This window comes from Sphingobium sp. B11D3A, assembly GCF_025961695.1.
Taxonomy (GTDB): domain Bacteria; phylum Pseudomonadota; class Alphaproteobacteria; order Sphingomonadales; family Sphingomonadaceae; genus Sphingobium.
Genome location: NZ_JAOQOE010000002.1, coordinates 45,095 through 69,335 on the forward strand (window position 1 = coordinate 45,095; position 24,241 = coordinate 69,335).

Consider the following 24,241-nt stretch of genomic DNA (forward strand, 5'->3'; position numbering starts at 1 on the left):
TGCCGGCCTCTCCATTCCGTCAAATTCAGAGTATGTGATGTCTCGTTCCACGCTGCTTTTCTGCGCGACTGCGCTGGCCTTGGTCGCGCCGACCATCTTGTTGGCCCAGACCGCCGTCGAGCGCAATCTGCCACCCGCTGTAGCGCCGTCGGGCGGAACGGTCGTGTCTCCGGAGATCGCGTCGGGGAGCGAGGACGATACCCCGCTTGGGGCGACGCTGCGCGGCGTGGTTCTGCTGGGCAACGATGATGCCGTGGTGACGGATGTGCCGGAAGGCGGCGGGGTGAACGCTGCGCGCGTGCCGATGCTCGACGATCCGGCGCTTGTTGCCGCGCTCAACGCGTTCATCGGTCAGCCGATTTCGCGCAAGCTCATCGGCGATATTCAGGCGCGTATTGCGCGGGAGGCGCGTGCGCATGGACGTCCGTTCGTGTCGCTGTCCACCCCCGAGCAGGAAATCACGAGCGGTGTTCTCCAGATCCGCGTCTCGGAATTCCGCGCCGGACAGATCGACGTCCAGGGCGTGGACGGCGCGGCCGCTCGGGCGGTGGAAAATGGGGTGCGGCTGGAGAGCGGAGGGACCATCGACACCCACCGCCTTGCCGAAGACCTCGACTGGCTGAACCGAAATCCGTTCACGGAGATTGCGGCTCGCTTCTCTCCTTCCGAGGGGCAAACGGGCAAGACGGACCTCACCTTGTCCGTCCGCCATGACAAGCCGGTGCGGGTCTATGGAGGCTGGAGCAATGGCGGCTCCACATCCACCGGCATCCATCGCTTCTTCGTCGGCATCATGAGCCGCCTGCCGTTCATCGATGGCGCCTATGCGTCCTACCAGCTCACCGGCAGCAAGGACTTCTGGTACGATGACGGCCAGGTGCTCGCCAAAGAGCCCCGCTATGTGGCCCAGGGCGCGCGCATCTACGTGCCCATCGTCTCGCGCCAGAATGTGGAAGTAACGCTCAGCGATGCGCTGACCAATCAGGCGATCAACAGGGACTTCTCGGTGCGTCAGCGCACCAGCGAAGCGTCGATCGCCTATCGCTCCGCCTTGTCTAATCTCGGGCTGCCGGACGGGGCGGGCGACGTCGTCGCCGGCGTGGAGTTCAAGCGCCAGAGCCGCAAGGTATTCTTCGGGGAACTGACCGCGCTCTCCGACACAGCCGATATCTGGCAGCTGACCGCCGGCTATTCGAAAGGCTGGCTCGGCAATGGGCGACAGGCCGTGCTGGGCGTCAACCTTCACGTCAATCCGGGCGGTGTCAGCAAGCGTGGCTCATCCCGGCGACTGGAGGAGATCAGCAATGGCCGGGTCACCTCGAATGAATATGCCTATGGCACGCTCGATCTTTCGACGGCATTCCGTTTGCCCGGCAATTTCGCGATCGCGAACCAGCTTTCTGCGCAATACAGCCGCAAGCCCCTGCCGCTGCCGACCCAGATCGGCCTTGGGGGCGAGGGGCTCGTGCGCGGCTATATGTCGGACGACGGCAGCTTTGATCGCGGCATGGTGATGCGCAACGAGTTACGCTTGCCGCCCTTCTCGCTGATCGGCCGCACTGGAAAGTTCGCCGATCTCGTATCGCCCTACGTATTCGTCGATGCCGGTCGCGGCCGCGACATTGCGGCGTCGCGCAGCTCGACCATCGTCTCAGCAGGCGTGGGCACCGAGTACCGGATCGGCCGGAACATCAACGCAGGCGTGAATTCCGCCTGGGCACTGAAGGATGGCCTCGGCACCCAGGCGGGCGACTGGCGCCTCCAGGCCCGCGTGACCGCCACATTCTGATCACAGCAATTGACCGCGAAGGACACGCGCATGACGAACGCTCAAAACAACATCGAACTGACCGGCTCGCAGCTTCTCTACGATCGGCCTGAAGCGCTCAATTCGGCGGTGCATGCCGATCTGCGCTACGACAACACGCTGCACGATTTCGGTAATGCGCAGAGCCTGCATCTGGTGCCCTTGCTGGTGGGCGAGTTTCCGCAGGCGATGCTGCACTATCCGATCGTCTTCGCGGGGGCAGAGCGCACGCCGCTGGCGGTGATGGGGCTGCAACAGGGGCAGAACCTGTTCGTGAAGGACGGTCAGTTCGAGCCCAATGTCTACATCCCGGCCTATCTGCGCCGCTACCCGTTCACGCTGGCGCAGGGCGAGGGCGACCAGCTCGTCGTGTGCATCGATCGCGCGGCAAAGGGCTTTGTCACGTCGGACAAGGACAACGGGGACGGCGCCCGGGGTGGAGCCCTGTTCGAGGATGGCGAGCAGACCGCCTTCACCAAGAACGCCGTCAGATTCCTCGAGGAGTTCGAGGCGGAGCGCCGTAGCACGCAGGAGTTCATCAACACTGTTGAAGCCTGCGGCCTGTTCGAGGTGAAGAACACCATCTTCCAGACCGGTGAACGGCGTGAGCACCTGGCCGACTATTTCGGCGTGTCCGAGGAAAAGCTGCGCGAGCTCCAGAACTACAAGATCGCCGATCTGGTGAAGCGGGGCGCGACCGCGATGATCGACATGCACCTCGTGTCGCTGCGCCGCTGGGATGACCTCATCGCCCGTCGCGCGCGGCGCAAGGCGGAGGCGACGCCCGAGGCGGCAGCCGCATGATTTCCCTGCCGGACGGCGCGTGTCGACCGTCCGGCGGAGAGCGGCCGGTCCTCCCACGCCGGCCGCTCTCCCTCCTGCGACACCATGGAATGCAAGTTCAACAATGGCCGGCTGCGAAGGCGCCAGGCTGAAGACCGGCAAATTCCTCCGGGGGGCATATCAACGTGCCGGAGGGAGTGCACAGATTGGAACCAGAAGATGACCGCTCGTTCTTCCCTTCGTCGTACCTCCGTGATCATGCGCCGCCCGTTGTTCGGGCTTTCGCTGTGCATGTTCGTGCCCCTCGCCGCCCATGCGCAGACCTTGCCCTCGGGCGGTACGGTCGTCTCCGGCGCGGCGACGATCAGCAACAGCGGACCACGCACGGACATCCGCCAGACGACCGACAAGGCCATCATCGAGTGGAACACCTTCTCGATCGGCATGGGCGGCACGGTCGCGATCGATAACGGCAGCGGCGCCACGCTCAACCGGGTGACCGGCAACAGCATTTCGAGCATCGACGGGCTGCTGCAGGCGACCGGATCGGCCTATCTCATCAACCGCAATGGCATCGTCATCGGCAAGGAAGGCCGCATCGATGTGGGCGGCCGGTTCGTCGGCTCCACGCAGGACATGAGCAACGAGAGCTTCCTGGCCGGTGGTAACCTCACCCTTGCCGGCGCGAGCGAGGCCTCGATTGTCAACTATGGCAAGATCGGCAGCCTGGGCGGCGATGTCGTGCTGGTCGCGGCGAAGGTCGACAATCAAGGCGCCATCGAGGCGGAGAACGGCACCGTCGGCCTGCTCGCCGGCTATCAGGTCATGCTGCGCGATCAGGCGGACAATCAGGGCAAGTTCTCCGTCGTCGTCGGCGGCGCCGGCACGTCCGTCACCAATGCCGGTCAGCTCAAGGCTGCCGAGGCGGAGCTGCGCGCGCAGCATGGCAATATCTATGCTCTGGCCGGCACGAGCGGCGCGATCGACGCCCGAGGTGTGTCCGCGCAAGGCGGGCGCATCTTCCTCACCGCCGGCGGCAGCGGCGAAGTGACGGTCGACAGCACCCTCACCGCCCGGAAGGCGGACGGCAGCGGCGGCACCATCGAGGTGACCGGCAACAACATCCTGCTCGATCAGGGCGCCAAGCTGGACGCATCGGGCACCAGGGGCGGCCTCGTGCTCGTCGGCGGTGACTGGCAGGGCGGGCAGGATGCCAGCCTGCGCCTCGCCGCGCACGACCTCCAGCGCGCCAACGCCGTGGTGATGGCGCCCAACGCCGTGATCGACGTATCCGGCTCGGCCGGCGCGGGCGGCAAGGCTGTGCTGTGGTCGGACGCTTACACCAATTTCCTCGGCACGATTAACGCCAGCGGCGCGACCGATGGCGGGCGGGTGGAGACCTCGTCGAAGGAAAATCTCCAGGCCTTGGGTAATGTGAATGCGGTGGGCGGCGCCGGGAAGGGCGGAGAGTGGCTGCTCGATCCCACTGATATCACGATCACCAGCGGCACCTCGGGCGGCAGCTACGCGGGTGGAACATTCACGCCGAGCGCGGGGACCGCCACGGTCAGCGCGGCTTCGATCAGTTCCACGCTTTCTTCGGGCAGCGACGTCGTGATCAGCACGGCAAGCGGTTTTGGTGGGGCCGGCAAGATTACCGTTTCCTCTGCAATCACCAAGTCTGGTGGATCAGATGCGACGCTTACCTTGCGGGCGACAACCGATATTCTGGTCGGCGCAAGCATTTCGTCCACGAGCGGCAAGCTCAACTTAGTGCTGAATAGCCGTCAGGATTCCACAGCTGATAAGGACGGTTTTGTAGGAAATGTGGTCATTAACGGCGCTATCACGACCGGCGGGGGCAATGTTACGATCGGTGGCGGGGTAGGTGCTGCATTTTCTTCGGTCGGGTATTTTGCGTCCGGAATTACCTTAAACAGCGCGATTAATGCCCAAGGTGGCGACATCGTCATGCGCGGATTTTCCTACACCAATACGTCTTTCAATGATCATTACGGTATTAGGCAAGCATCCCCTCTTACGACGACGGGTTCTGGTAAGATCAGTCTCACTGGACATGTTTCTGGCGTTACAAGCAACTGGTATTCTTCTGGCGGAATATTGGCGACTGCTTTGACCACCGATTCTGGGGACATTATGTTGAATGCTTCCGGGGAGGGTGGCGGCGGTGGCTCGAACGCGACGCTTATCCTCAGCGGAACGATAAGCTCTGCCGGCGGAAATATAAATCTGAGTGGATCTGGAATAGAGTCTTACAACACGGGCATATACATTAATGGCGCTTCAATTGTAAGCCCAAATAGCGTTGTCATGCTGGATGCGAATATGTCTCCTGTGACAGGCTTATATAGCATAACAAACGGATCGACTGCATTCGTCAATTTCAGTTCGAAAAAGTTGATTATTAACGGACATACCTCGCCGTGGGTCTGGAATACGGTGGGTGCGTCCCAAAATCTTTCTGTCGGGAGTGGCGGTGTCGAAGTGATCGGGTCAGGGTACCTCGCGATCGGTTCCACAAATATCACGACGACCGGGTTATTTAAAGCCGAAATGGCAGGAATGACTGTTTCAAACCTCACGGCCGGTGGAGTTCAAGTTAATACATTATCGCTTGCCAGCGCTAACTTTGACAGTATAGTGAGTAGTTCTGGAATAGCGGTAAATGCGGGTGGAATATCCGTCTTGTCGACCGGCCAAGTAGCCGCAGCAGGCGACATTTTACTTAATTCTACTGCCGCCTATTCCATAAGCACTGGCTCGATTACTCAGAATGCTTCCAGCGGCAAGATTTCGCTGACAGGGCTGTCAGTCTCTACCGGTGCTATCACGCAATATGGTTCATCGGATATCCTGATTGACACCAAAAGCACCATCAATCTCGCGTCGATCACAAAAATGGCCGCGGCGACGGGGGCCAGCAAGCTTGATATTCTGGCCGGCGGCAACATCAACGTAGCGTCGGGCGCCATCGCCGCGCAGGCCGGGGCCGGCAAGTTCGACGTGACGCTGAACGCGCGCTCGGCGGGCGGGTCGGGTACGGTGACAGTCGACAAGGCGATCACGACGCAGGGCGGCAATCTCATCATCCGCGGCGGCTCGGCTGCGCTCGGCTCCGTCCTCGATCCGACGCTGGCTTACAGCGCTTATGTGAACGAGCTTACGGCCACCGGTGCCGGCGTGGTCCTTAATTCCGGAGCCGCTATCAACACCGGTGCCGGTGACATTGAAATTCGAGCACTGGCACAAAACAGCACCAACGATGGATTGTCGCTCGTCAATGGATCGCTGACCACGAACCAGGGCAATCTTCGCGTTTATGGTCTGGGCGGCGCGTCGTCAGGATATGGCCTCATCGTCGGATCTGGTCGAACCTTGGGGGCGACGGGGTCTGGCGCGGTCACTGCCTATGGCGCTGCGCAAAGCTCGAGCACTGGCGGCGGCGTCGGCATGAATGGCACAATCAGCAGTAATGGCGGCAATGTCTTCATAGCCGGTGTGGCGGGTTCGGCTGGCACGAGTTACGGCGTTTCGATCTCCGGAGCGGGTGCGAGCACCAAAGTTCTCTCCGGCGCGGGATCGCTCACCATTCGCGGTGCGATTGCGGGCAACACTGGCGGCAACCATGGCGTATGGATCAATAATGGCACCGTCGTTTCCACAGCCGGCACCGGATCGATCACCATCGTCGGAACGGCAGGGAGTGCCGCGAACACCTATGGTGTGAGTCTCGCGAGCACCGGCACCGCCGCTCTGGTCAGCGCCTCGGGCGGTGGCAATGTGACGATCACAGGCACAGGCAGCAGCGGCTCGGGCACCAATTATGGCGTGTTGCTGACAAGCAGTTCGGGCAGCACCAATTCGGTGATCGATCTGGTTGGCGGCAGCCTGTCGATTACTGGGACGGGCGGCAGCGGATCTGGCACCGCCAATTATGGTGTGTATCTCAACGGAACCAGCAGTTCGACGCTGGCGAAGCTGACCAGCGGCAGTCTCTCCATCACTGGGATTGGCGGGCCTTCGGCTACCTACGGCCTCTATCAGGGCGGCAGCGGCGCCGCGTTGCTCGGTGGCGCGGCGATGAGCGGCGACATTACCCTGCGCGGAAGCAAGCTGTTTCTCAATGGCGCGGGTGGCGCTTTGCTGCCGCAAACCACTGGGCGGGTGACCCTTGCCCCGTTGGCGGGGGGGAGCATGATCGTCAATTCAGACGTTCTTGCTGCGGTAATCGCATCAAATACCATGCGCTACGCCAATTACGGAGCGGTGCAGTTCGGTGCGGCTGATGGCGGCGCCCTCTCTTTCGCCGTCCCCATCGGCGCGGAAACCTTCAATGCGCCGCTTGCCTTTGGATCGAGCAGCGCGATCACGCTCAGCTCGGGGACCAGCTCGCAGCCGCTGACGGCGACGAAAGGCCTGAGCTTCGTGGGTTCGGCCACCGTGACCCAAACCGTTGATATCGTGACGAACAAAGTGTCGGGTGCGGCCGGCAACATCATTCTGACCCGCGCGGGCAATTCGATCACCAGCGTAGGTCCGATGACCGTCTCGGGCAATCTCTCGCTCAACACCGGCGGCGCGCTGTCGCTCAACGGGCCGATTTCGGCGGGGACACTCGCAATTCGGTCCGAAGGGGATCTCACGTTGAGTGGGGGCGCGACCGTGACGACGAGCGGCTCAGACACAGTGGGCGCTTTGCAACTGGCGACCGGAACAAAGTTCATCAACAATGCCGGTGCCTCCGCGCTCAACGCTGCGGGCGACCGCTGGCTCGTCTGGTCCCAGTCTCCATCGCTCGATAACACCGGGGGACTAACGAGCAATTTCCTTCAATATTCGGCTTATTATGGAACGACCAAGCCCCTCGGAACGGGCAACGGCCTACTTTATTCCTTTGCCCCGCAGCTAACCATTTCTCTCACGGGGTCTACGAGCAAGATCTACGATGGAACCACCGTCGCTAACCTCGCGCAAACGAATTACATCGTCACCGGCCTGCTGAATGGCGATACCGCGACTGTTTACGGCGTCGGAAATTACAACACGAAGAACATTGGCACCGGGAAGCAAGTGACCGTCGAGGATCTTGCGACGGTTGTGAAGAATGGCGCGACGCGGGTGTACGGTTATTCGCTTTCGACTGCCACGCTGAGCGCCAACATGGGGGCGATCACCGCTCGTGACCTCACCGCAAGTCTGACGGGAGAAATCAGCAAGATCTACGACGGCAACACCACAGCTGCTCTCGGGACGAACAACTTCGCGCTCGCCAATCTGGCAGCCGGAGACAATGTGCAACTCCTGTTCCCTGCCACAGGTCTCTACGACAACCGCAATGCCGGCACTGGTCACAAGGTCACGGTAACGGGGCTTAGTCTCACCGGCGCCGATGCCGGCAACTACACCGTGAACGGGACTGCGACGGCCAATTTGGGCGTGATTCTGGCAAAACAGCTTGGCGCAACGCTCGTCGGATCGGTCACCAAAGCCTATGATGGCAACATTCTGACCTCCGGTTTTAGCGCGTCCAACGTCAATCTGACGGGCGTAGTTTCCGGCGACACAGTGGCGCTGGGAGCTGGCCTGCTGGGCATTTATGCCGACAAGAATGCCGGCACCGGCAAGAATGTCACGGCCTACGGCCTTAATCTCACCGGCGCCGATGCAGCGAACTACACCATCGTCAGCAGCGCGACCGGCGCAATCGGCACGATCGCGCGGAAGGACCTGACGGCGACGCTGATTTCGCCGGTCAGCAAGGTTTATGATGGGACGACCACCGCCACCCTTCTTCCTGCAAATCTCGCCGGTATCGTCGCCGGCGATGCGGTGACGATTTCGGCAACAGCCGCCAATTATGCCGACGTCAACGCCGGGACGAACAAGCTGGTCACGGTCAGTGGCCTGAGCCTGTCGGGCGGGGATGCGAGCAACTATAATCTCACGAGCACTTCGGCTTCGGGAAATGTCGGAACGATCACGGCCCGCGCGGTCGTGATCGGAATTACCGGCAAGGGTGCGAAGGTCTATGACGGCACCACCAGCCTCACGCCGGCGCAATATGCCGGAATCGGCTTCACGCTCGCCTCGGGCAATCCAGCGACCCAAACCTTGCTGGCGGCCGATGGCATCGGCCTGGATACCAGCGCCGTGACAGCCACGCTCGCCGATCGCAATGCCGGGACGGGAAAGGCGATGCTGGTGACAGGCTATGTCCTCACCAACAATTTGCTCGGCAATTACGTGCTCGCCTCGACGACGACCAATGGCCTGGCTGACGTTGCTAAAGCTGCCCTCACCCTAACTGCAGGGAGCGATAGCAAGATTTACGACGGTACCGTCCTATCGACTGGCGTCGTCTCAGCCACCGGGCTCGTCTCGGGCGATACCTTCACTGCCTCCCAAGCGTTCGACAGCCGCAATGCTGGCAGTCGCATGCTGCAGGTGCAGAACGGCTATGTCATCAACGATGGCAACAGCGGTGGGAATTACGATGTTACGCGGGTCAATACCGCCGGCACCATTTCAAAGCGGACCGTCAGTACGGTCGTGCATGTCGACGACAAGATGTACGATGGGACGACCGTCGCAACAGGCACCTTCGATCCGCTGAGCAACGTGATTGCGGGCGATGCCGTGGCGGCTAACGCCACATTCGCCTTCGCCGACAAGAATGTCGGCACTAACAAGACGGTGACCATCTCGTCAGCAGGCCTGACGGGCGCGGACGCAGGCAATTATATTCTCGATCCGCTTGCGAACAGCACTGCCACCATCACCAAGGCCAACCTTGTCCTCACTGCGGTCTCCGATACCAAGACCTATGATCGCACGACAACCTCGGCGGCTCTTGTCCAGGGTGTCGGCCTTGCGACCGGAGACAGTTTCACCGCGACGCAGGCTTTCGACGGTTATACGGCGGGCGCACATAACCTCCAGGTTGAGAACGGCTGGGTCGTCAATGACGGCAACGGTGGCAACAATTACAATGTTTCCATCGGCGCGCTGGCAGTGGGGACGATCGCCAAGCGGGTGCTCACCGCCACGGCGACGGTTGCCAACAAGACGTACGACGGAACGACCATCGCCACCGGTACGCTTTCAAGCCTGGGTAATCTCATTACCGGGGATATGGTCTCGATCGACGGGAGCGGCGGCAGCCTCGCATTCTACGATCGCAACGCAGGTCTCAACAAAACGGTTGTTGCCTCCGGCTATCTCCTGACCGGCGCCGATGCTGCGAACTACACGCTCGATAGCATTGCCAACAGTACCGCAACGATCAGCCGTGCCAATCTGACGCTGACGGCCGTGAGCGACACCCGCCAGTATGACGGGACGACTCTGTCCACCGGAGCCGTGCAGGCCAATGGCCTCGTGGGTGGGGACGGCTTCACCGCCACTCAATATTTTGACGGCAAGAATGCCGGGGGACATCTGATCCAGGTCGGCGCCTACACGGTGTTCGATGGAAACGGCGGCAACAATTACAACGTTAGCTATGGCGCGGCGGCGAGTGGCGCGATCACGAAGCGCATTCTCCAGGCCTCTGCCACGATCAACGACAAGACTTATGATGGCACAGCAAGTGCAACGGGCAGCTTCACTGGGCTTATCAACGTTATTGCCGGTGAAGATGTCACCCTCGACAGCAATGGCGCCACGCTGGCCTTTTACGATCGCAATGCCGGTGTCGGCAAAACCGTGACCGTCAACGGTGTGAACCTTGGCGGTGCGGACGCGGCGAACTATGCGCTCAGCGACATTGCTAACGGAACGGCGGCGATCAACAAGGCGACGCTCACGCTGACCGCCGTGTCGGACAGTCGCACCTATGACGGCACGCGGGGGTCCAATGGAGCCGTACTGAACAGCGGGCTCATAGCCGGCGACAGCATTACGGCGACCCAAGCCTTCGATACCAAGAACGCGGGCAGTCGCACGCTGCAGGTTGATGGCTGGACGATCGAGGATGGCAATGGCGGCGGCAACTACACCGTGGTTCTTGGTAACGCTGCGACCGGCTCCATCGCGCAGAAGCAACTCGATGGGACGCTGACCGGGACTGTCACCAAGACCTACGATCGCACCACAGCAGCAACGCTGCTGCCGGTGAACATTGCGGGCGTTGTCGCAGGCGATGATCTCGTCGTGACCACCTCCGGCGCCAATTTCGACAACGTCAATGTCGGTACGGGCAAGACTGTCACGGTCTCCGGAATGCAACTCACGGGTGTCGACGCTGGCAACTACGTGCTGAACGCGACCTCCGCATCGGCGGACATCGGCACGATCACGGCGCGGGAACTGGAAATCACGGTGACGGGCCGCGGCGCCAAGACCTATGACGGTACCACGCTGCTGACGGCTGCGCAGTTCGGGGACTTCGTGTTCACGCTCGCCAATGGTGACAGCGTGACCCAGTCTATGCTGGCCGCCGATAGCGTATCGCTCGGCCAAACGGGACTTGTCGGCACGTTGGCCGATCGCAATGCCGGTGACGGCAAGGGTGTGACCCTCACTGGCTTCGCGCTCGATAACAACGGTTTGGGTAATTACACGCTCAAGTCGACCTCCGCTCTGGCGCTGGCCGACGTATCCCGCGCCACGCTCACGCTCAACGCGGTCGCTGATAGCAAAACCTATGACGGCAAGGTCGCGTCCACCGGCGTTGTGACGTGGAGCGGCTTGATCGCGAACGACAGCGTGACCGCGACCCAGGCATTCGACAGCAAGAACGCCGGAAGCCGAACGATCAGCGTGGACAGCTGGACCATCGATGACGGCAATAACGGGTCCAACTACACCGTTGTGCGCAACAATGCGGCAGGATGGATCGACAAAAAGGCCATCAGCGCGACGCTGACCGGGACTGTCACCAAGCAGTATGACGGAACCACGACAGCGACGCTGCTGCCCAGCAACCTTGTCGACATCGTCGCAGGCGACGCCGTGACGGTTACCGCCACCAGCGCAAACTACGCCGACAAGAACGCCGGGACCGGCAAGCTGGTCACTGTCTCGGGCATCCAGCTGAGCGGTGCCGATGCGGCGAACTATGATCTGCTCGACACCAATGCTTCGGCCTATGTCGGCACGATCGAGGCACGCCGGGTGGTCGTCAGCGCGACAGGCAGCGGTCACAAGACGTATGACGGCACGACCGTGCTGACGTCCGGGCAGTTGGGAACTCTCGGCCTGCTGATTGTCGATAACGACACCAGAGACCTGCTGCTTGCCGACGGTGTCAGTCTCGATGCTTCGGGTATGACGGGCATATTGGCTGACCGGAATGCGGGGACAAGCAAGAGCGTAACGCTGAGTGGCTACACGCTCGATGGCGATGCTTTGGGGAACTTTGTCCTGTCCTCATCGACCACTCTGGGCCTCGCCAACGTGGATCGTGCTGCTTTGACTCTGACCGCCGTGACGGACGGGAGAGTCTATGATGGTACCACCGGCTCCCAAGGCGTGGTCCAGGTGACTGGTCTCGTGGGCGACGACCAGGTCACGGCGACGCAGGCATTTGACAGCCGCAATGCCGGAAACCGTCTGCTCAAGGTCCAGAACGGCTATGTGGTGGACGATGGCAATTTAGGCGCGAACTACCTCGTCACGCTGGTCGACGCCGCAGGCGTCATCGATCGCCGATCGACGAGCACGAGCGTGATCGCGAACGACAAGACCTATGATGGGACCAGGTCGGCCACCGGCAGCTTCGCTGCGCTCACCAATCTGGTGGATGGAGACAGCGTCGGCGCCACCGGCACTCTGACCTTTGCCGACCGCAATGCGGGCAGCAGCAAGATCGTCAGCGTGACGAATGCAGGGCTGACGGGTGCCGATGCGGCCAACTATATCTTGGAGTCCGTGGCCGACGACACAGCCGACATTTTCAAGGCCAATCTCGTCCTCACCGCCGGGGCGGACACCAAGACCTACGACGGGACGACCACGTCGACCGGCACGGTCGTGGCGAGCGGTCTGTTCAGCGGTGACAGCGTCACCGCCACACAATCCTTCGATGGCCGCAACGCCGGCGTTCGGGCGCTCCAGGTCAATGCGGGCTGGGTCGTCAGCGACGGCAATGGGGGTGGCAACTACAATGTGACGCTTGGATCGGCCACGGCTGGCACGATCACGCCCAAGACCATCACGGCGACCGCGACGGTCAATAACAAAACCTATGACGGCACGACCACCGCGACCGGTACCTTCGCCAATCTCAATGGCGTCATCCTTGGCGATTTTGTGACGCTGGATGGCACCAACGGGTCGCTGGCCTTCTTCGACCGCAACGCCGGCACCGGCAAGGCCGTGGTGGCAAGCGGCTATGTGCTACAGGGCACCGATGCGGCGAATTACACGCTTGCTTCGATCGCCAACGGCACAGCGGATATCTACAAGGCCTCTCTGGTCCTCAATGCGGTGAGCGCCGACAAGGAATATGATCGCACGACCAGTTCGAACGGTGACGTTCAGGCCGTCGGGCTGATCAGCGGCGACACCGTCATCGCAACGCAGTCCTATGACGGCTTCAATGCAGGTGCGCATGTTCTGTCCGTGGATGGCGACTACACCGTCTTCGACGGCAATGGCGGGGGCAATTACACCGTCACGATCGGCGATACGGCATCGGGGCTTATCACAAGGAAGGTGTTAAATGCCGTCGCGACCGTCAACAACAAGACGTACGATGGCACTACCAGCGCGACCGGCAGCTTTTCGGGCCTGAACGGGGTGATCTCCGGAGACATTGTCGTCCTTGACGACAGCGAAGGCGTGCTATCATTCCTCGATCGCCATGCTGGCAACGGCAAGACCGTGTTGGTGTCGAACCTGGGTCTAGGCGGGGCTGACGCGGCTAACTACCAGCTGAGCAATATCGCCAATGGCACAGCCAACATCTCCCGGGCCGAACTCATCCTCACCGCTGTTGCAGACAGCAGAACCTATGATGGTACGAAGAACTCGTCGGGGCAGGTCCAGATTACCGGCTTGTTCGGAAGCGATAGCGCGACTGCAGTCCAATCATTCGACTCAAAGAATGCGGGTATGCGGGTGTTGGTACCCACTGCCTGGCTCGTCGATGATGGTAACAACGGTAACAACTATGCCGTTACGCTCAACAACGCGGTCGGGGAGATATTCCAGCGGCATCTGTCAGGGGATCTCGCAGGTGAGGTCGTCAAGATCTACGATGGAACCACCACAGCGACGCTCCAACCGGTCAACCTCGCTGGCGTGATTGCTGGTGATGATCTCACCGTGAGCGCCACCAGCGCGGAGTATGACAACCGGAACGCAGGCGCGGGCAAACTCGTCACGGTGAGCGGTGTCATTCTCGCAGGGGCAGATGCTTCAAATTATGTTCTGGATCGCAATTATGCGTCGGGCGCTATCGGCATGATCAATGCGCGTACCGTCAAGATCACGGCATCGGGCAAGGGCAGCAAGACGTACGACGGATTGACGGGGCTCTCTACCAGTCAGCTCGGGACGATAACGCTCTCGATGGCGGATGACGACAGCCTGACACGCGACTTGCTGGCCCTCGATGGAGTTACCCTCGACATGTCCGGCGTCTCCGGCGTTCTGGCAGACCGAAACGCGGGGAGCGGCAAGCTTGTGACGCTCGGTGGTTATGGGCTCATAAACAATGGGCTTGGCAACTATGTTCTTGAACAGGATGGCGCCATCGGCATCGCTGATGTGGGACGCGCCACTCTGACATTGACGGCAGTTGCTGACGGCAAGACCTATGACGGCAACGACATCTCCTCCGCGGCAGTCCTCGTTGGCGGTCTGATGACCGGAGACAGCATTAATGTCGAGCAGGCTTTCGACAGCAAAAATGCCGGCGCGCGTACCGTACAGGTGCGTGGTAACTATGTGATCGACGATGGGAATCTCGGTTCCAATTACATCGTCAGCATCGGTTCTGCGGCGGATGGTACAATCGCGCAGCGCGTCCTTACGACCACGGCCCATGCCAATGACAAGGTGTACGACGGCGGTCTGCTGGCAACTGGCACGTTCGACCCGTTGTCTAACCTTGTTTTCGGCGATGATGTGACCATTAGCGGCGCAACGCTCAGCTTCTCTGACCGGAATGTCGGGCAGGGCAAGACAGTCAGCGTGGCGGGTGCAGGCTTGGCTGGAAACGACGCTGCGAACTACGTTCTGGATGCGATAGCCGATACGACCGCAAACATCACCAAAGCCCATCTTGTGCTTACGGCATCGTCCGACGTGAAGGTCTATGACGGCACGAGCGGGTCGACCGGTGCGGTTCAGGTGTCTGGCCTCGCCGCCGGTGACCAAGTGAGCGCGCTGCAGTATTTCGACAGCAGGAACGCGGGCAGCCGACTACTGACGGTGGGGAATGTCTCGGTCCAGGATGGTAATGGGGGCGGCAATTATGACGTGACCCTCGTCAATGGCACAGGCACGATCACCCAGCGCTTCCTCAGCACCGTCTTTACCGCGAACGACAAGAGTTATGACGGAACGACCACGGCAACCGGCTCATTCTCCGCCTTCTCCAACCTCGTGAGCGGGGATGATGTCTGGATCGACCTGAGCAATGGCAGCTTGAGCTTTGCAGATCGCAACGCCGGGATCGACAAGACTGTGTCGGTCAACGGCGTTGCCCTTGGTGGCCAGGATGCTGGCAACTATCTGCTCAATTCTGTCGCGGCAGGCAGCGCCGACATTACGCGCGCTGCGCTGACGCTGAGTGCGGTGGCCGATACCAAGACTTACGACCGGACTACAAGTTCGAGCGGTCTGGTCCAGGCATCGGGTCTGGTCGGCGGCGATGGCGTCACCGCAACCCAGGTCTTCAGCGATTGGAACGCTGGCACGCACCAGCTTCAGGTGAATGGCTATACGGTGCATGACGGCAATGGGGGCAACAACTACATCGTGACGCTGGCCTCACCGGTCAGCGGCATCATCACGCCCCGCGCACTGACGGTTGGCGCGCTGGTCAACGACAAGGTCTACGACGGCACCACCAGCGCGACCGGTTCCATCGGAGCGCTCGGCAATGTGATCGCCGGGGACAATGTCGTTGCAAGCGGTGGCCAGTTTGCCTTCATCGACCGTAACGCCGGCACCGGCAAGCTGGTGCTGATCTCCGGCCTGACCCTGGCAGGCGCGGATGCGACCAATTATGTCGCGGCGCCCTTCGCGAACGGGACAGCCTCGATTTCGAAGGCCAACCTGCTGCTGACCGCCCGTCAGGACAGCAAGACCTATGACGGCACGATCCAGTCATCCGGCACGGTTCAGGTCTCCGGCCTGAAGGTGGGCGACGCCCTGACCGCGTCCCAAGCCTTTGACAGTGTGAATGCAGGCGGACGGCGCCTGCAGGTAACAAACTGGATCGTGGGTGACGGCAATGGCGGCAATAACTATGTTGTCACCCTCGCCGACCCGGTTGCCGGAACAATCACGCCGCGTCAGATCACAATTCGGCTGTTGGACGCGAGCAAGATCCAGGGTGCGACCGACCCCGTTCTTTCCTTCGTGATCGAAGGTCAGGGTCTGGTCAGCGGTGACGTGATGAGCGGAAGCGCGTCGCGTGCGGCGGGCGAAACGATCGGCCGTTATGCGATCGGCCAGGGCTCGCTTTCTGCGGGATCCAATTATGCCGTAAGCGTGAGTCCCGCGACATTTACAATCCTCTCCAATCAATCAGGAGGGGGCACTGGCGGCGATAATGGTGGACGGGGACCCATCACACCGCCGATCGTTGAACAGGCTCACCACCACGCGCATACCGGCTCGCAAGGTACCGCGCCAAACAACACAATCGTAGCAACCAACCCGCCCTCAGGCGCGAATGGTTTCGATGCAGGAATTGTCTTCGGTCCGGGTGGAGCAAATAATCTGCCTGGTCGAAAGCCCCTGTCGGTCCAACTGAACTATGGGAATGGCGACGGGACCGCAGATCCTACCGTTGATGGCACGGTCCAACGACCGGAAGACGAAAGGGGACTGCAGGATTTGAAATGTGGGATTGAGGGTGAGCTCCTCAATTGCCGGCCGACCGTCCAAGGACCGAATATGCCCTACTGGGCCAATCGCGTCGTGGCTCCGAACCTTCGGTTCATTCAGAAATGATGGCTTTTCAAAACCAGGCGGCTCCAGAAAATGGAGCGCTCTTCAACCTGGCGATGCGACTTCGGGAGCTCGCATCGCGCGGTACGGATGCCGACGCGGCCGCCTATATTGACATTGCAGAGGCATTGCATCGCCTTGCCCAACAGGATGCCAACAAAACCATTGAAGGACCATCGAGAGAATTTTCACCTTTGGATATCAGAAGGCGCCTGCGCTTGCGCTTTCCTAAGTCGGGTTTGCTGTTGCATCATGTTGCCAGACAGCCTGACCAATTGTTCTCACACGATACGCTAATTGCCGAGCTTGACACGACAATCAGCGGCCTGAGGATCTACATCTTCGATATCCGGCAGGCGCTCACTCGCTGGGGTGTTCCAAATGGCCTCATCACGATTTCAGGACAAGGCTATTTGTTCACCCGTGAGCTGCTCGAAAAGGTTAACAAAATTCTCGAACGTGATAATGGCCAGATTTTACCCGAAAACAACAATAATAATCTCGAGGGAGATGGTAATTGTTTTGAGCTTTGCGGCGATATTATTGATCAAATGGATTATAATAGAAGTTTAGAAAATTTCATTAAGTCCGAAAGGCCCGGCGAGAATATTGCTGATCTATCGATCTCGAAGTCGGACCGACTTGTTTTATTGCTTGCATCCCGTCAGGGCGAATATGTCTCTTGCGAAGAAATTTTGGAAAATGTTCGCACGTCCAAGGGTTCCCTTAAAGTTTTAATGCACAGAATCAGAGGATTCTTCGCCGAGTTGGGGTATCCCAGAGCTATTTCTTCATCGTATGGCAGGGGATACTGTATGTCCCAGGAGGCGGCGACTTTCGCCCTGTCAGCCTCGCTGACATTCTCTGTTCGATGGGGTCGGGCTGGGGATGGGGAGGGCAGGAGAGGCCGGTCGTCGCGAAAGTACTCTCGTAAGCCCGACGACGCGAGTGGCTCACGCCCCAGCCTTTAAGCGGCCTTAAAGCATTCCCGCGGACCTTTCCGTGCTTTCAAACGTCTCTGATTGTAACGCCTCATAACCAGTCGGCGCTCCATTTAATATTATTATTATGTGTACAAGCGCATAGTCATGTGACCGCTTCGTAAGAACAGCCACCACGCATTGCGCGCGTTTGCGCCGGTTATTGAACTTATAATTTGGACTTTCCGAGTCGATAATTTCGAGAATCAGCCGGAATACGACATGTAAAACATATGGTCATTTTCTAAGCCATCTGCATAAAAATGCGATTATAAATAACTGTACTGTTTTCCTATGGTGAAGCTATCTTGGGTTAAATTATAGTTAGATAAATCTAAATAATAATATCAGTAATATTGAGAACAAATCATGATTGAGTTGACATAACTCAGATGTCGTTTTTAATAATATGATCTTTATTTGTTAAATCAGGGTGGGTTATGCGGAAAAATTCTTTTGGGTCCATTAAGGTGGCGTTGCTGAGCGGCGCGGCAACAGCCGTACTCACTAGTGTGCCCGCATATGCGACCTGTTCCGTGACAGGATCGGCAGTGCTGATAAGCTGCGATCCGAATGTCGTCGCTGAGGGCGGGGCTGGGGCTTCCGGCTTGACCGTCATATCGGGATCTTCCGGCGCGGATGGCGGAATAGATTTCGGACTGGGGCCATCTGTTACAGATGCCGACGGGCCATTCGACCAGAGCCTCACGCTCATTAATGGCGGCTTCCAAAACCTGACTGGACCGTCGGTAAAAATGCAAAGTAGCCGAGCCCACCGGAACGTTACTTTGAGGATGGACGGCCTCTTTATCGGTGAGTCGGGTGGCGAGGAAGTGGTCCTGGTGGCTAACGCCGTCAGCGGCAACATCGCGATCGACAGCGCAGCTTCGCTAACCGCACATTCCGGAGACGGGATTAAGGCGATAACGCAGCAGGGTGCGGTGACGGTTGCCCATTCTGGCTTTATACAAGCTGCGAACGGGCATGGGATTTTTGTGGATGCAGGTGCTAATAGCGGTGGGACCGACCCGTCCTCGGTAGTGATTACGAATGTCAATTTGGAGCCTGAGCTTGACATATATAAGATCTCAGCCCTCTACGGCATAACGGCATACGCGGGCGTCGGGACTGCCTCAGTCGATAATCAAGGAAAAATCGAAGCCAAGGGACACGGCATTTTTGCCGGGGCGCTCGAGGGCGCGTCTTCCATCCTCAATAGCGGCAGCATTACTACAAGCGATGGTTTCGGCGTCTGGTCAAGTACCCAAGTGGGAAACATCGACATTAGCAACAGCGGGACGATCGAAGCCGTGGACGACCAAAGTCTGTCGGATTACCGGGACGGCTTTTGGGGATTGCGAGCGCAAGCCGATCTTTCGGGCGATATCAGAATTACCAATACTGAGACCGGCAAGATCACGGCCTTGAATACAGACGGAAATCAGGCTGAAAGCGCCGCAGTATATGCTAAAACCAGCGCGGGGTTGATCAGCGTTGAGAACGCTGGTGAGATAAATGGCCGCTTCGCCTTGACCGTGCAGGGGGCGGGCGGCGTTTCCGCCATAATCAATAGCGGTTATATCGTCGGCCAGGAAGGCGCCGTTCTTCTTGATTCCAGTTCGAATAAACTCATTAACAGCGGCACTATCACCACTGCTTCAGGTGTCACCATCCGTTTGGGCGAAAACGCCTCGTTAGTCCGCAACAGCGGTACCATCGCCGCCTCATCGAGCCTCGACACTGCAATTAGCTTCGGAAGCGGCAATGACCGGCTCATACTAGAGGAGAACTCAAACATCGTCGGTGCAGTCGATGGCGGTTCGGGTGTCGATACTCTTCAGATTCTGGCCACTGGCAACCGCAGCTTCGACGTCGGCCAGATTGGCGGTACCGCCCAATATCGCAATTTCGATAAGTTCGAGAAAACGGGTTCGGGTACCCTCGTCTTGACCGATGGGGGCGGCGGAACCGCTGGCATGTCGACGTGGAGGGTAGGAGCAGGGACACTCGCCGCGGACAGCGATGTTGTTCGCCAAATGGCGTTGGCGATCGACAGTGGCGCGACGCTCAAAGTGACCGCTTCCGCCATCGGCAGATTGGAGGGTGTACTTTCCGGCAGTGGAACATTCGAAAAAGAGGGTAACGACACGCTCGACATTGTCGGGGACAGCCGTGGCTTCGCCGGTTCTACCAAGGTGACCTCAGGTGCCCTGAACGTGAGCGGCTTCCTAGGTAATTCTATCGAAGTGCTTTCCGGCGCCACCTTGCAAGGAAATGGCTATGTGGGTGACGTAACAATCGCTGCTGGTGGTACCCTTGTCGGGGCTCATCAAGGGACATTGCACCTCGCCTCGCTTGCCATGGACAGCGATGCCCGGCTCAATGTCTCGCTGGCAGCCCCGAGTGCAACCGAGTTATTTAACATCACTGGTCCTTTGACTCTCAATGGCACGCTCAGCGTGATTGATGCCGGCGGCTTTGGAACCGGACTGTATCGTCTCGTCAGTTACATGGGCACATTGAGTGGCGGCGGCCTTTCCATTGACCCTCAGACGGTCGACGCGTCTGCCGACGTTCTCTCCGTTCAAACCTCGATTGCCGGTCAGGTCAATCTGATCGTGGGAACAGGCGGCGGCGATCCTGGCACACCGTCGACACCTCTTACATTTTGGGACGGCGGGGATATCGCGCGGCACAATAACGGAAAAATTGACGGTGGGTCAGGTCTTTGGACTGCGACCGCCAACAACTGGGCCAATGTGGATGGTACAGTTAATGGTCCTCTGACACCGGTGCCCGCATTCGCAGTTTTCGCCGGCTCGGGGGGAGCGGTTCAGGCTGATGCAAGTGCTGGGGCGCTGTCTGTGACCGGGATGCAGTTTGCAAGCAACGGCTACACGATTACTGGCAATTCCATTGTTCTTGCCGGGCCGATCTCTAATATCCGGGTGGGTGACAACACGGCTGCAGGGCGAGATTATGTCGCGACGGTTGGCGCGTCCCTCACTGGCGACGCTCAACTTGTGAAGACTGACCTGGGAACGCTTATCCTGACCGGCGCTAACAGCTATACCGGCGGCACGCGTGTGGAAGCCGGCATTCTTCAGGGCAATGCCAGCTCCATTCGGGGTGACCTCGCCAACATGGCTACGACGATATTTGAACAAAATGTCGGTGGAACATTTGCTGGATCAGTCTCCGGGTCTGGCGATCTCATCAAGCGGGGTGCAGCGGACCTGATCCTTACCGGTGACAGTGGCAGTTACGCCGGCAACACGACAATCTCGCAGGGCAAGATTGTGCTTACCGGAGCATTGGCCGGCACAGTCGATATTCAGCCCAATGGTGCGCTGCAGGTCGGCGATAATGGAACCTCAGGCGAGTTGCTCGCATCGACAAAGAATGATGGAACACTCATCTTCGCTCGTTCGGATGATTATGACTATACTGGTGCCCTGTCCGGCACTGGCTCGCTCGTGAAGCGGGGCAAGGGTCTGCTGATACTTTCCGGCGCGAACAGCTACACGGGTTCAACCATAATCGAGGACGGATTGGTACGCCTGGATTCGAGCCTCAACCCGACCAGTACGGTGATCCTCGATAGAGGCGTTTTGGACCTGAATAGCCGTGATCAGACCATCGCAGGTCTTCAGGGTGCCAGCGGCACATTGAGGATGGGTTCCGGTAATCTCGTAATCAACCAGTCCATCGACGGCACGTTCGGTGGCAACCTTGAGGGCAATGCGAGCTTCACAAAAATCGGCAGCGCAACTCTCAACATGACCGGCACAAGCAGTTTCGCGGGCACTACGTTTGTCAACGCCGGTAAGCTTGCAGTGAATGGTGTTCTAGCGGGTCAGGTAGTCGTCAATGATGGCGGTTTGCTCGGCGGAAACGGCACCGTCGGTAGTTTCATCGTTCGCAATCGCGCCACGGCGGCGCCGGGAAATTCGATCGGTGTGATCCATGTGAATGGCACGGCGCTCTTCGAGGCTGGCTCCACTTACGAAATGGAAATCGACGCCGCGGGGCGGGGCGATTTGATCGCTGCCACCGGGGCGGTGACCATTCAAGGCGGAACCGTGAAGGTGCTGGCTGCACCAGGCGATTATAAGTTACTGACTGACCATATAATCCTTACCTCAGACGTCGGCGTTACTGGCACCTTCTCAGGCGCGACCTCGAATCTGGCGTTTCTGACCCCGAGCCTCAACTACGAGGCGAAGGCGGTTAAGCTTCGGGTCGCTCGCAATGACATTACCTTTGCATCTGTGGCCAGAACGGACAATCAGCGTGCTGCAGCGATGGCGGTCGACCAGTTCGCGGCCGATAATCCGATCTATGGCGCAATTCTACCCGGCAGCGTGGATGAAGCGCGCCAAGCATTTGATCAGCTCTCAGGTGAACTGCACGCTACAGCCAGAACCCTGATTGTCCAGGAAGCCAGTCGGCCTCGGGAGGCGATTTACAGCCGTGTGGATCCAAATCTCCCATCCGGCTTGTGGGTACAAGCTCTGGGAAGCCGGGTTAACAACGACAGCGATGTGAATGCCGGTAAGCTCGCGTATACGTCCACCGGTCTATTGATAGGATTAGACCGCCCGATCGCGGATTCCGTGCGGGTGGGCATTGGTGGTGGCTACACCCACAGCAGTGGCGACATTGCGGGTCGCGCCAGCCATGTTGGCGTTGATGGCGGACACGCTATCGTGTATTTGCAAGGTGGTAGGGGCCCTCTCCGGATACTTGCTGGTGCAAGCTACAGTTGGAGCGAAATTGATACCCGCCGCTCAGTGGGAATTCGAAACTTCCAAGACACTCTGACGGGTCAATACACCGGCGATGTTATCCAAGGCTTTGGGCGCGTAGGCTACGCGATCCCTGTCGGTGGCGGGAAGATTGAACCCTTTGGCTCCTTGGTCGTGTCGCGAGAACGGATCGGCAGCTTCCAAGAACAGGGAGGGGGAGCGGCTCTCGCGGCAGGCAAAGACAGCCGGACTGTCGTCTATTCAACGCTTGGGGTGGGTTTCGAAACGCCATTTGTTGACCATCGTTGGGCGCTCCGGGCGCGGGGGGGATGGGATCATGGTTTCAATAACCTGACCTCGGACCGTGTTGTTCGATTTGCTAGCGGGCAGCAGATGCAGGTCGAGGGTTCTTCACTATCGCGAAACACGGGCGTTATGGAGGCGGCTATTGTTTGGCGACCGGCTGATCGTATTCAGCTCTGGGCCGGCTACAACGGGCGCTTGGGGGCGAGGGGTGAAGATCATGGCGCTCGCGTGTCATTGAACTGGACATTTTAACCGGAGTCTTCACAAGGTAGAGGCGGGAGCACTAGTAGCGAAACGAACCTGCCTCGACAGGTTGCTGATGGCGGCCATCGCGCTATGCACACATCGCGATTGGAATGCTTTGGCGTATAGCCGCCGGAAGTGGCGTGCCAGTTGTGATCGACGAAGACCGCCGGCTATGCCGGCTCCCGCCCCAATTTCGGACATTCAACGGATGGCCGTCGCTTCTCGAAAGCTGCCGTTGAAAATAAGGCCTGCCAAATCTCTTCCTCGAACAGCCGGGACCTCCAACATTGGCGTGGGCAATTGCATTGACAGGATAGCGGAATGCGCGACTTCTCTCGGACGGCGCGGGTGCCTCAGCCCCCCTCACCCCGCCGTTGCGGCTCCGCCAGACCTGTGGGGTGACACCTTCCCAACCGCGGAACGCCCGGTAGAATGAGGTCGTGTCCTGAAACCCAAGGATGCAAGCGACCTCAGGCACGTCGGCAGATGGATCCGAAAGCAGCTTGCGGCCCAGCTCCTTTCGCGCCTCTTGAACTTTCAGGACGGCGGCTCGAGGTTGATTACCACTTCCTTGATCTCACCGGGATAGACGAACGGGCTTGCATAATTGTCCGAGAGCGTCGTGCCGTAATCCCGGCCAATGGATGCACCGCCCTCGCTGATCTGAGTATGATGGCGAGCCCTTCCTTCGTAAGGACGAGTTCGTGCCGCACCTGCTTACGGTCGCGAATAATGGCTACGCTTGACACACTTCGCGTATGTATCTGGAAGTGCTCGGAATCGGGGTCAACGAGATGCGGGTGCTGTCGATTCTGTACGAGTTCGGCGAGTTGCAAGCGTGGGAGGTCTGCGATATTTTGAGTATGAATAAGGCCACACTCAGCCAGGCTCTGAAGAAGCTTCAAAAGGATGGCCTGATCGACATCGAGACCAACCGCAACGGCAGGTTTGCTAAGCCGACGCCCAAAAGTCTCCCGATTCACCGTCAAATTGTCCGAATGGCGAGATCGCGTGAAGAAATACTCCTCGACGGGTTCAGTAACGCGGAGCGCGACAAGTTTCGTGAACTGCTGACCAGATTTGCCGCTAATTTACCAAAGGCGGTTGCCTACACTGCGAAACACTTCCAAAAGTCTGAAACAGATGAGTGAACGTTGTGCAGGCCTTAGATCATCTTATGACACAATGAGAAGGTTTTGCACCCGGGTGCAAGGTCAGATGAG

At 59.2% G+C, this 24,241-nt stretch carries 8 protein-coding genes; 6 read left to right on the forward strand and 2 right to left on the reverse strand.

The window, feature by feature from the left end:
- Positions 1 to 37: 37 nt before the first annotated feature.
- The 4 genes from M2332_RS16385 (at position 38) to M2332_RS16400 (ending at position 17,709) form a co-directional block, all read left to right on the forward strand.
- Positions 38 to 1,789 carry a ShlB/FhaC/HecB family hemolysin secretion/activation protein gene (locus tag M2332_RS16385; protein WP_264575021.1) on the forward strand — a complete coding sequence of 584 codons (1,752 nt, stop codon included), beginning with the start codon at positions 38 to 40 and terminating at the stop codon, positions 1,787 to 1,789.
- 30 nt (positions 1,790 to 1,819) lie between these two features.
- Positions 1,820 to 2,611: a SapC family protein gene (locus tag M2332_RS16390; protein ID WP_264575022.1), complete on the forward strand. Its 792-nt coding sequence runs from the start codon at positions 1,820 to 1,822 to the stop codon at positions 2,609 to 2,611.
- 270 nt (positions 2,612 to 2,881) lie between these two features.
- A complete protein-coding gene (locus tag M2332_RS16395; RefSeq protein WP_264575067.1) occupies positions 2,882 to 16,741 on the forward strand; it encodes a YDG domain-containing protein in 13,860 nt (4,619 codons plus the stop codon).
- The gene (locus tag M2332_RS16400; protein WP_264575023.1) at positions 16,738 to 17,709 is read left to right on the forward strand and encodes a helix-turn-helix domain-containing protein; all 972 of its coding nucleotides are present in this window, start codon (positions 16,738 to 16,740) and stop codon (positions 17,707 to 17,709) included. Before M2332_RS16395 ends, M2332_RS16400 begins: the two co-directional genes overlap by 4 nt.
- Positions 17,710 to 18,106: 397 nt before the next feature.
- Here M2332_RS16400 and M2332_RS16405 read toward each other — a convergent pair whose 3' ends face one another.
- Positions 18,107 to 18,337, reverse strand: a complete 231-nt coding sequence (locus tag M2332_RS16405) for a hypothetical protein (RefSeq protein WP_264575024.1) — start codon at positions 18,335 to 18,337, stop codon at positions 18,107 to 18,109.
- Between M2332_RS16405 and M2332_RS16410 the strand changes: the two genes are divergently transcribed.
- Positions 18,327 to 23,024 carry an autotransporter domain-containing protein gene (locus M2332_RS16410; RefSeq protein WP_264575025.1) on the forward strand — a complete coding sequence of 1,566 codons (4,698 nt, stop codon included), beginning with the start codon at positions 18,327 to 18,329 and terminating at the stop codon, positions 23,022 to 23,024. The genes M2332_RS16405 and M2332_RS16410 overlap by 11 nt on opposite strands.
- Before the next feature lie 82 nt (positions 23,025 to 23,106).
- Here the strand turns inward: M2332_RS16410 and M2332_RS16685 are convergent, their stop codons facing one another.
- Positions 23,107 to 23,559 (reverse strand): helix-turn-helix domain-containing protein, encoded by a 453-nt coding sequence (locus M2332_RS16685; RefSeq protein ID WP_413715993.1) that lies wholly within the window; start codon positions 23,557 to 23,559, stop codon positions 23,107 to 23,109.
- Between the two features lie 217 nt (positions 23,560 to 23,776).
- Here M2332_RS16685 and M2332_RS16415 point away from each other — a divergent pair, with 217 nt between their 5' ends.
- Positions 23,777 to 24,169, forward strand: a complete 393-nt coding sequence (locus M2332_RS16415) for a MarR family winged helix-turn-helix transcriptional regulator (RefSeq protein ID WP_264575026.1) — start codon at positions 23,777 to 23,779, stop codon at positions 24,167 to 24,169.
- Positions 24,170 to 24,241: the final 72 nt, after the last annotated feature.